This is a genomic window from Micromonospora sp. NBC_01412, from assembly GCF_045040215.1.
In the GTDB taxonomy this organism is placed as follows: domain Bacteria; phylum Actinomycetota; class Actinomycetes; order Mycobacteriales; family Micromonosporaceae; genus Micromonospora; species Micromonospora rubida.
Window position 1 is genome coordinate 5380470 of the sequence record NZ_CP109528.1, and the last position, 11022, is coordinate 5391491.

At 75.6% G+C, this 11022-nt stretch carries 1 protein-coding gene; it reads left to right on the plus strand.

Features of this window, described 5'->3' with window-relative positions:
* Window positions 1-10: 10 nt before the first annotated feature.
* On the plus strand, window positions 11-11011 hold the full coding sequence (locus OG617_RS23940; protein WP_405103926.1) for an SDR family NAD(P)-dependent oxidoreductase: 11001 nt from the start codon (window positions 11-13) through the stop codon (window positions 11009-11011).
* Window positions 11012-11022 lie beyond the last annotated feature (11 nt).

The window sequence follows — 11022 nt, forward strand, 5'->3', positions numbered from 1 at the left end:
GTGATCGCTGCTGTGTCGACGGGTCAACACAAGGAGTGGGCGGTCCATGGCTGACGAGGCGAAGCTTCTCGACTACCTCAAGCGGGTCACCGCCGACCTGCACCAGGTGCGGCAACGCCTGCGCGAGGTGGAGGCCGGCGAGCAGGAACCGGTCGCCATCGTCTCCATGAGCTGCCGCTTCCCCGGCGGCGTGCGGACGCCGGAGGACCTGTGGGACGTCGTCGCGTCCGGCCGGGACGTGATCAGCGACTTCCCGGCCGACCGGGGCTGGGACCTCGGCTCGCTGCACGACACCGATTCCGGGCGGGCCGGCACCTCGCACACCCGGCAGGGCGGCTTCGTGCCCGAACTGGCCGACTTCGACCCGGGCTTCTTCGCCATCTCCCCCCGGGAGGCCCTGGCGATGGACCCGCAGCAGCGGTGGCTGCTGGAGGCCTCCTGGGAGGTCCTGGAGCGGGCCGGCATCGACCCGCACTCGCTGCGCGGCAGCCGCACCGGGGTCTTCGCCGGCAGCACCGGCCAGGACTACGGCGGCGTGCTGATGGGCGCCGCGCAGGGCCTTGAGGGCCACCTGATGACCGGCAACGCCGGCAGCGTCGTCTCCGGCCGGATCTCCTACACCTTCGGCCTGGAGGGCCCGGCGGTCACCATCGACACCGCCTGCTCGTCGTCCCTGGTCGCCCTGCACCTCGCCGGTCAGGCGCTGCGCCAGCGGGAGTGCACCCTGGCCATCGTCGCCGGGGTCACCGCCATGTGCACGCCGGCCGCCTTCGTCGAGTTCTCCCGGCAGGGCGGCCTCGCCGAGGACGGCCGGTGCAAGGCGTTCGCCGCCGGCGCCGACGGCACCTCCTGGTCCGAGGGCGTCGGCGTGCTGCTGCTGGAGCGGCTGTCGGACGCCCAGCGCAACGGTCACCCGATCCTCGCCGTGGTGCGGGGCAGCGCCGTCAACCAGGACGGCGCGTCCAACGGCCTGAGCGCCCCGAACGGGCCGTCCCAGCAGCGGGTGATCCAGCAGGCCCTGGCCAACGCCGGACTCGCCGCCGGCGGCGTGGACGTGGTCGAGGCGCACGGCACCGGCACCCGGCTCGGCGACCCGATCGAGGCGCAGGCGCTGCTGGCCACGTACGGGCAGGACCGGGGCGACTCGGGCCCGCTGCTGCTCGGCTCGGTGAAGTCGAACCTCGGGCACACCCAGGCAGCCGCCGGCGTCGCCGGGGTGATCAAGATGGTGTTGGCGATGCGGCACGGCGTCGTCCCGCCCACCCTGCACGTGGACGCCCCGACCCCCCAGGTGGACTGGGACGCCGGCGCCGTTGAGCTGGTCACCGAGGTCACGCCGTGGCCGGCGGTGGACCGCCCGCGCCGCTCCGCGGTGTCGTCGTTCGGGGTGTCCGGCACCAACGCGCACATCATCGTCGAGCAGGCCCCCGCCGTCGAGGCCGCGCCGGCCGACGCCGCGCCGATCGTCGAACGGCCGGTCGTGCCGGTGCCGGTGTCGGCCCGGGATGCCGCCGCGCTCGCCGCGCAGGCCGGCCGATGGGCCGCGTGGCTGGACGCCGACCCCGACCTGAGCCCGCTCGACGTGGCCTTCTCGTCGGTCACCTCGCGATCCGCCCTGGACAGCCGCGCCGTGGTGCCGGCGACCGGCCGCGACGACCTGATCGCCGGGCTGCGGGCGCTGGCAGCCGGGGATCCGTCGGGCACGGTGGTCGCGGGCCAGGCGGCGGACCGGGGGTCGCTCGCGGTGCTGTTCTCCGGCCAGGGCGCGCAACGCGCCGGCATGGGACGGGAGTTGTACGGGTACTTCCCAGGGTTCGCCACCGTGCTGGACGAGGTGTGCGCCGGGCTGGACCCGCTGTTGCCGCAGCCGCTGAAGCCGGTGCTGTTCGCCGAGGAGGGCACCGCCGAGGCGGCCCTGCTGGACCAGACCGTGTTCACCCAGGCGGGCCTGTTCGCCGTCGAGGTGGCGCTGTTCCGGCTGGTCGAGTCGTTCGGGGTCGCGCCGGACCTGGTCGGCGGCCACTCGATCGGCGAGATCACCGCCGCCCACGTGGCCGGGGTGCTGTCCCTGGCGGACGCGTGCGCCCTGGTGGCGGCGCGGGGTCGGCTGATGCAGGCGCTGCCGGCCGGCGGCGGAATGCTGGCCGTCGCCGCGCCGGAGGCGGACGTGGCGGCCAGCCTGGACGGGCTGACCGACCGGGTCGGCATCGCCGCCGTGAACGGCCCGTCGTCCGTCGTCGTGTCCGGCGCGGTCGACGCCCTCGACGAACTGGAGAAGGCGTGGCGGGACCGGGGCGCCCGGACCCGCCGGTTGACCGTCAGCCACGCGTTCCACAGCCCGCTGATGGAGCCGATGCTCGCCGAGTTCCGGGCCGTCCTGGGCACCCTGAGCTTCGCCGCGCCGACGCTGCCGGTGGTGTCGAACCTGACCGGTGCGCTGGCTGACGGCGATGAGCTGTGTACCCCGGAGTACTGGGTGCGGCACGTCCGGGAGGCCGTCCGGTTCGCCGACGGGGTCACCGCCCTGCGGGCGGCCGGCGCGGGCACGTTCCTGGAGATCGGCCCGCAGAGCGTGCTCACCGCGATGGCCGCCGACGTCCTGCCCGGCGACGAGGGCGTGCTGGCCGTCGCCGCCCAGCGCAAGGACCGGCCCGAGACCCACGCCCTGCTCGCCGTCCTGGCCGAACTGCACGTCCACGGCGTCCCCGTCACCTGGCAGCCGTGGTTCGCCGACACCGGCGCGCGGCGGGTCGACCTGCCGACGTACGCGTTCCAGCACCAGCGGTACTGGCCCGAGGCCGGGGCCGGGTGGACCGGTGACATCACCGCCGTCGGCCTGCGTCCCGCCCAGCACCCCCTGCTCGGCGCCGCCGTCGGCGTCGCGCACGCCGAGGGCTTCCTGTTCACCGGGCGGCTGGCCCGCCGCACCCATCCGTGGATCTCCGACCACGTCGTCTTCGACACCGTGCTGCTGCCCGGCACCGGCTTCGTCGAGCTGGCCCTCCAGGCCGGCGCGCACGTCGGCGCCGACCACGTCCGCGAGCTGACCCTGGAGTCGCCGCTGATCCTGCCGGAGACCGGCGGCGTCGACATCCAGCTCTGGATCGGCCCGGCCGACGAGACCGGCTGCCGGACCGTCTCCCTGCACTCCGCCGCAGACGGCGAACCCGCCGAGGGCACCGGCGAGCGACCCTGGACCCGCAACGCCAGCGGCGTCCTGGCCGGCGGGCCGGCGACCCCGGGCGGCCCGCAGGGCTGGTCCGACCTGACCGCCTGGCCGCCCCCCGGTGCCACCGAGGTCGGCACCGACGACCTGTACCTGAACCTCGCCGCCCAGGGCTACGACTACGGCCCGTCCTTCATCGCGCTGCGCTCCGCCTGGCGGCGCGGCGACGACCTGTTCGCCGAGCTGGCCCTGCCCGAGACCCCGGCCGCCGAGGCCGGCGGGTACGGCCTGCACCCGGCGCTGCTCGACGCGGCCCTGCACACCCTCGGCCTCACCACGCCCGCCGGTGAGCCGTCCGGCGCGGACATGCCCCCCGGGTACGGCCGGCTGCCGTTCTCCTGGAACGACGTCGCCCTGCACGCGGCCGGCGCGGCGGCGGCCCGGGTCCGTGTCTCGCACACCGGCACCGACAGCGTCTCCCTGCTGCTCGCCGACGTCACCGGCGCCCCGATCATCTCCGTCGGCTCCCTCGTGCTGCGGCCCGTCTCCGCCGACCAGCTCCGGGTCGCCGGGGGCGGCGGCACCGAGTCGCTGTTCCGGATCGAGTGGGCCCCGCTCGCCCTCCCCGCCGGCCCGTCCACCGCCGGCTGGGCGGTCGTCGGCGACGCCGCGGGCCTCGCCGACGCCGTCGCCGCCACCGGTACGGCCGTCGCGGCGTACCCCGACCTGACCGCCCTGGCCGCCGCGCTCGACGAGGGCGCGGACGTGCCCGGCGTGCTGCTCGTGCCGTTCCTCGACCCGCCCGCGGCCGACGTGCCCCGGGCCGTCGCCGAGGTCACCCACCGGGCCCTCGCCGTGCTCCAGGGGTTCCTCGCCGACGACCGGTACGCCGACTCCCGGCTCGTCGTGCTCACCCGGGGCGCCGTCGCCACCACCGCCGACGCCGACGCCGACGTGACCGACCTGGCCGGCGCCGCCGTCATCGGCCTGCTCCGCTCCGCCCAGTCGGAGAACCCCGACCGGTTCGTACTGGTCGACGTCGACGACGTGGCCGGCTCCGCCGCCGTCCTGGTCCCGGCCGTGGGCACCGACGAGCCGCAGGTCGTGATCCGCTCCGGCGTCGCCGCCGGGTCCCGGCTCACCCGCGTGCCGGCCCTCGCGGAGCCGCCCGCCGCCCCGTTCGACGGCGACGGGACTGTGCTGATCACCGGCGCCACCGGCACCCTCGGCCAGCTCATGAGCCGGCACCTGGTGACCGTGCACGGCGTCCGGCACCTGATCCTCACCAGCCGGCGCGGCCGGGCCGCCGAAGGCGTCGCCGAGCTCTGCGCCGACCTGGCGGCGCTCGGCGCGACCGTCACCGTCGCCGCCTGCGACGTCGCCGACCGGGACGCGGTCGCGGAGCTGCTCGCCGGCATCCCGGCGGAGCACCCGCTCACCGCCGTCATCCACGCCGCCGGGGTACGCGACGACGGCGTCATCTCCTCGCTCACCCCCGAGCGGATGGACGGCGTGCTGCGGCCCAAGGTCGACGCCGCCTGGAACCTGCACGAGCTGACCGCCGGCCACGACCTGAAGGCGTTCGTCTCGTACTCGTCCCTCGCGGCCACGGCCGGCGGCCCCGGCCAGGGCAACTACGCCGCCGCCAACGCCTTCCTCGACGGGCTGGCCCACCACCGCAAGGCGCGCGGCCTCGCCGCCCTCACCCTCGCCTGGGGCCTCTGGGCCGACCGCAGCGGCATGACCACCGAGCTGGACGACGTCCACCTCAACCGGATCTCCCGCTCCGGCGTCGCCGCCATGGAGGCCGAGGAGGGCCTCGCCCTCTTCGACGCCGCCTGCCGCACCCCCGATGCCGCGCTCGTCCCGGCCCGCCTCGACCTCGCCGCGATCAAGGCGCAGTTCGCGGGCGGCAGCGTGCCGCCGCTGTACCGGGCGCTGATCCGCACCCCCGCCCGCGCAGCCGCCGCCGTGAGCACCGGCGCGTCCCTGGTCCAGCAGCTCGCCGTGCTCGGCGACGCCGACCGGGTGGCCGCGCTCGTGGAGATCGTCCGGGGCCAGGCCGCCGCAGTGCTCGGCTACCCCGACCCGGCCGCGATCGAGCCGCGCCGGGCGTTCAGCGAGTTCGGCTTCGACTCGCTCACCGCCGTGGAGATGCGCAACCGGCTCAACAACGCGTTCGGCATGCGGCTGCCGGCCACCCTCGTCTTCGACTACCCGAGCCCGCACGACCTGGCCGTCCACCTCGGCACGGAGATCGCCGGCACCCCCGTGCCGGTCCGGCCCACGACCGCCACCGTGGCCGTCGGCGACGACGAGCCCATCGCCATCGTCGGCATGGCCTGCCGGCTGCCCGGCGGGGTGTGGTCGCCCGACGACCTGTGGCGGCTCGTCGCCGACGGCGTCGACGCGATCAGCGACCTGCCCACCGACCGGGGCTGGGACCTCGACACCCTCTACAGCCCCGACCCGGACGCCAGCGGCACCTTCTACGCCCGGGGCGGCGGCTTCCTGGGCGGCGTCGACCGGTTCGACCCCGGCTTCTTCGGCATCAGCCCCCGCGAGGCGCTGGCCATGGACCCGCAGCAGCGGCTGCTGTTGGAGACCACCTGGGAGTCCTTCGAGTCCGCCGGGATCGACCCGGCCACCGTGCGGGGCAGCAGCACCGGCGTGTTCGTCGGCACCAGCGGCCAGGACTACGGTTCGCTGCTGGCGTACTCGCCGGAGGCCGCCGAGGGCTACATGTTGACTGGGATGACCAGCAGCGTCATCTCCGGCCGGGTGGCGTACACGTTCGGCCTGGAGGGGCCGGCGGTCTCCCTCGACACCGCCTGCTCGTCGTCCCTGGTCGCCCTGCACTGGGCCGGCCAGGCGCTGCGCCGCGGCGAGTGCGACATGGCCCTCGCCGGTGGCGTGATGGTGATGGCCACCCCGACGGCGTTCGTCGAGTTCTCCCGGCAGCGTGGCCTCGCCACCGACGGCCGGTGCAAGTCGTTCGCCGCGTCGGCGGACGGGACCGGCTGGTCCGAAGGCGTCGGCATGCTCCTCGTGCAGCGGCTCTCCGATGCCCGCCGGCAGGGCCGCCAGGTCCTCGCCGTGGTCCGCTCCTCCGCCATCAACTCCGACGGCGCGTCGAACGGGCTCACCGCCCCCAACGGGCCGTCGCAGCAGCGGGTGATCCGGCAGGCCCTCGCCACCGCCGGGCTCACCACCGCCGACGTGGACGTGGTGGAGGCGCACGGCACCGGCACGACCCTCGGCGACCCGATCGAGGCGCAGGCGCTGCTGGCCACGTACGGGCAGGACCGGCCCGCCGACCGGCCGCTGCTGCTCGGCTCGATCAAGTCCAACATCGGGCACGCGCAGGCCGCCGCCGGGGTCGCCGGGGTGATCAAGGTCGTGCAGGCCATCCGGCACGGGATCGTGCCCGCCACCCTGCACGTCGACGAGCCGTCCCCGCACATCGACTGGGCGGCGGGCGCCGTTTCGCTGGTCACCGAGGCCACCCCGTGGCCGGCCGTGGACCGGCCGCGTCGGGCGGCGGTGTCGTCGTTCGGCATCTCCGGCACCAACGCGCACGTGATCATCGAGCAGGCCGACGACGAGCCGGCCGAGCAGGTCGCCGTCCCCGCCACGGACCCGGGGCTGGTCGCCTCGGACATGACGGTGTGGCCGGTGTCGGCCCGGTCCAGGGCGGCCCTGGCCGGCCAGGCCGCCCGCCTGGCGTCGTACGTGCGGGAACGCGAGGGCCTCGACCCGGCGGCGGTGGGCTGGTCCCTGACGGCCACGCGCGCGGTCTTCGACCAGCGGGCCGCCGTGGTCGGGTCGACGGTCGGGGAGTTGCTGGCCGGCCTAGACGCCCTCGCGGCGGGCACGCCGGCCGGCAACGCGGTCACCGGTTCGGTGTCCGGTCACGGTGCGGGTCCGGTGTTCGTGTTCCCGGGTCAGGGTGCGCAGTCGGCGCGGATGGCGGCGGGTCTGGTGGGTCGGACGCCGGTGTTCGACGGGCGACTGGCGGAGTGTCAGCGGGCGTTGGCCCCGTACCTGGATGTGGATCTTGTTGCGGTGTTGACGGGCGACGATGAGTCGTGGTTGGACCGGGTCGAGGTGGTGCAGCCGGTGTTGTGGGCTGTCGGGATCGCCCTGGCGGCGGTGTGGCGGCAGGCGGGTGTGGTCCCGCAGGCGGTCATTGGTCACTCGCAGGGCGAGATCGGCGCGGCCTGCGTGGCCGGCATCCTGTCCCTGGACGACGCGGCGAAGACGGTTGCGCTGCGCTCCCGTGCCCTGGCCGCGCTGCGGGGCACCGGGGCGATGGCGTCGGTGGATCTGTCCGCCGATGCGGTCGCCGCCCGTCTCGCGCAGTTCCCCGGCGTTGGGGTGGCGGCCGTGAACGGTCCCGGCACGGTGGTGGTGTCCGGTCCGCCGCAGCCCGTGGCGGACCTGGTGGAGGCGTGCCAGGCCGAAGGGCTCCGGGCAAGGCTGATTCCGGTGGACTACGCGTCGCACTCGGTGTCGGTGCAGGAGGTCGCCGAGCAGTTGCGAGCGGACCTGGCCGGCGTGACCCCGCAGGCGGGCGACGTTCGTCTCGTGTCGACGTTGACCGGGGACTGGGTGGACCCGACCTCCATGGGCGCGCAGTACTGGTACGACAACCTGCGCCGGACGGTGCAGTTCGATGCCGCGATCCGGGTCGCGGTCGCGGCGGGGCACTCCACGTTCGTGGAGATCAGCCCGCATCCGGTGTTGACGATGCCGGTGACGGCGATCCTGGATGACGCCGGGGCGACCGGGCATACCCTGGGCAGCCTGCGGCGGGGCGACGATGACGCGACCCGGTTGTTGACGAACCTGGCCACCGCGCACGCGATCGGCCTGCCCGTCGACCTGACGAAGGTGCTTGCGGAGACCGACGTGGTGCCGCTGCCCACGTACGCCTTCGAGCACCAGCGGTTCTGGGTGGACCCGCCCGTGCACCGGGCGCAGGATGTCGCCTCCGCCGGCCTCCAGGACGCCGGGCACCCGCTGCTCAGCGCCACCCTCACCTTCCCCGACAGCGAGCGGATGGTGTTCACGGGGCGGCTGTCGGTGCGTACCCACCCGTGGCTCGGCGAGCACCGGGTGATGGACAACATCCTGCTGCCCGGCACCGCGTTCGTGGAGCTGGCGACGTACGCAGGCGAGCAGTCCGGCTGCCCGAAGGTGGAGGAGCTGACCCTGCTCGCCCCGCTGGTCCTGCCTGAGCTGGGCTCCCTCCAGGTGCAGCTCTCGGTCGGCGACCGGGACGACGACGGCCGCCGGGGCGTGCAGCTCTACTCCCGGCCCTACCGGGACGGCTCCGACGAGATCCTCGCCGACGTGGCCTGGACCTGCCACGCCACCGGCCTGCTCGCCCCGCAGTCGGCCGACGCGCCCGCCTTCGACCTTGGGGTGTGGCCGCCGCCCGGCGCGACCCGCGTCGAGTCCGACGACTTCTACGCCGGCATCGAGGCGACCGTCTTCGGGTACGGTCCGGCGTTCCGCGGCCTGCGCGCCGCGTGGACCCGCGGCGACGAGGTCTTCGCCGAGGTGGAACTACCCGCCGACCACCACGCCGAGGCGGGCCGGTTCGGCGTGCACCCGGCGCTGCTCGACGGCGCGTTGCAGGCCATGTCCATCGGGGGCTTCCTCGGCCGGATGGGCGACGGTGCCGACGCCACCGCCCCCCGGCTGCCGTTCGCCTGGACCGGGGTCTCCCTGCTCGCCGCCGGGGCCACCGCACTGCGGGTGCGCGTCGCCGCGGCCGGCGAGGTCGGGGTGGCCTTCCAGGTGGCCGACGCCACCGGCGCGCCGGTGCTGCACGTCGACTCGCTGATCATGCGCCGGGTCTCCGGCGACTCGCTCGGCGCGGCCCGCTCCGGCCGGCACGAGTCGCTGTTCCAGGTGGACTGGCCGGTGCTGCCGGTGCCCACCGGCCCGGTCCCGGCGGCCACCCGCTGGGTGGTGCTCGGCGGCGACGACCTCGCCCTCAGCGCCGCCTGCGAGTCGGCGGGGACGCGGGTGCGCGCCGACGTCGACCTGGACTCGCTCGGTGACCTGCTCGCCGGGGGCGAGCCCGCGCCGGAGGCGGTGATCGTCCCGGTCGGCGGCCCCGCCGACGACGACGCGGGCCCGGCCCTCGCCGCGCGGGCGCGGGCCACGACGCACCGTACCCTCGCGGTGTTGCGGACCTGGCTCGCCGACGACCGGTTCGCCGGGTCCCGGCTGGTCCTGGTCACCCGCGACGCGGTCGCGGCGGGGGAGCAGCCGGCGGTCAACCTGCGCCAGGCCCCGGTGTGGGGCCTGCTGCGCACCGCCCAGCTCGAACACCCGGGCCGCTTGCAGCTCGTCGACCTCGACGACGACCCGGACAGCGCCGGCGTGCTGGCCGCCGCGATCGCCTCGGCCGAGCCGCAGCTCGCGGTGCGGGCCGGACAGGTCCGCACCCCGCGCCTCGGCCGGGTCCCGGCCGGGACGGAGCCGCTGCCCGGCGGCATCGACCCCGACGGCACCGTGCTGATCACCGGCGGCACCGGCGTGCTCGGCCGGATCCTGGCCCGCCACCTCGCCACCACCCACGGCGTGCGGCACCTGCTGCTCGCCGGCCGGCGCGGCGCGGCGGCCGAAGGGATCGCCGACCTGGTCGCCGAACTCGCCGACCACGGTACGGAGGTGACCGTCGCCGCCTGCGACGCCGCCGACCCGGACGCCCTGGCGGCGCTGCTCGCCGGGGTCCCCGCCGCGCACCCGCTCACCGCCGTGGTGCACGCCGCCGGCGTCCTCGACGACGGGGTGTTGGAGTCGATGACCCCCGACCGCGTCGACGCGGTGGCCGTGCCGAAGATCGACGCGGCCTGGCACCTGCACCGGCTCACCGAAGGGCTGGGCCTCGCGGCGTTCGTGCTGTTCTCCTCGGCGGCGGCCACGCTGGGCAGCGCCGGCCAGTCCAACTACGCGGCGGCCAACGCCTTCCTCGACGCCCTCGCCGCGCACCGCCGGGCCCGGGGCCTCGCCGGGATCTCCCTCGCCTGGGGCCTGTGGGCGCAGGCCAGCGGCATGACCGGCCACCTCGCCGCCGCCGACGTGCGGCGCATCACCGAGCAGGGCGCCGCAGGCCTGGCCACCGCGCAGGCGCTGGACCTGTTCGACGCCGCCTGGCGGCTGGACGCGGCGGCGGTCGTACCGATGCGGCTGGACGTCGGGACGCTGCGGGGCCAGGCGGAGTCCGGCGCCCTCGCGCCGATGCTCCGCGCCCTGGTCCGGGTGCCGCTGCGCCGCTCCGTCGACGCCACCGGCGCCCGCGCCGGCGGGGTGTCGCTCGGCCAGCGGCTCGCCGGACTGGCCGGGCCGGAGCGGCTGAAGGTGGTGCTCGACGTGGTCCGGGCGAACATCGCCGCCGTCCTCGGCCATGCCGGCGCCGACTCGGTCGACCCCGGCCGGCTCTTCACCGACCTGGGCTTCGACTCGCTCACCGCCGTGGACCTGCGCAACCGGCTCAACGCCCTGTCCGGGCTGCGGCTGCCGGCGACGCTGGTCTTCGACTACCCGACGCCGACCGCCCTCGCCGAGAAGCTGACCAGCGAGATCGCCGCCGACGAGGCGCCTTCCACCCAGCCCCTCTTCCAGGGCATCGACACCGTGGAGAGCCTGCTCAACTCCATCCCGCTCGACCCGGTGGCCCGGGACCGGTTCACCGCCCGGATGCAGGACCTGCTCGCTAAGGCGTCCGACCTGGCCGCCGGGCCCGCCGCCGAGGACCGGCCCGATCTCGACTCGGCCAGCGACGACGAGATCTTCGACTTCATCAGCAAAGAGTTTGGAATCTCCTGAGATGACCGACT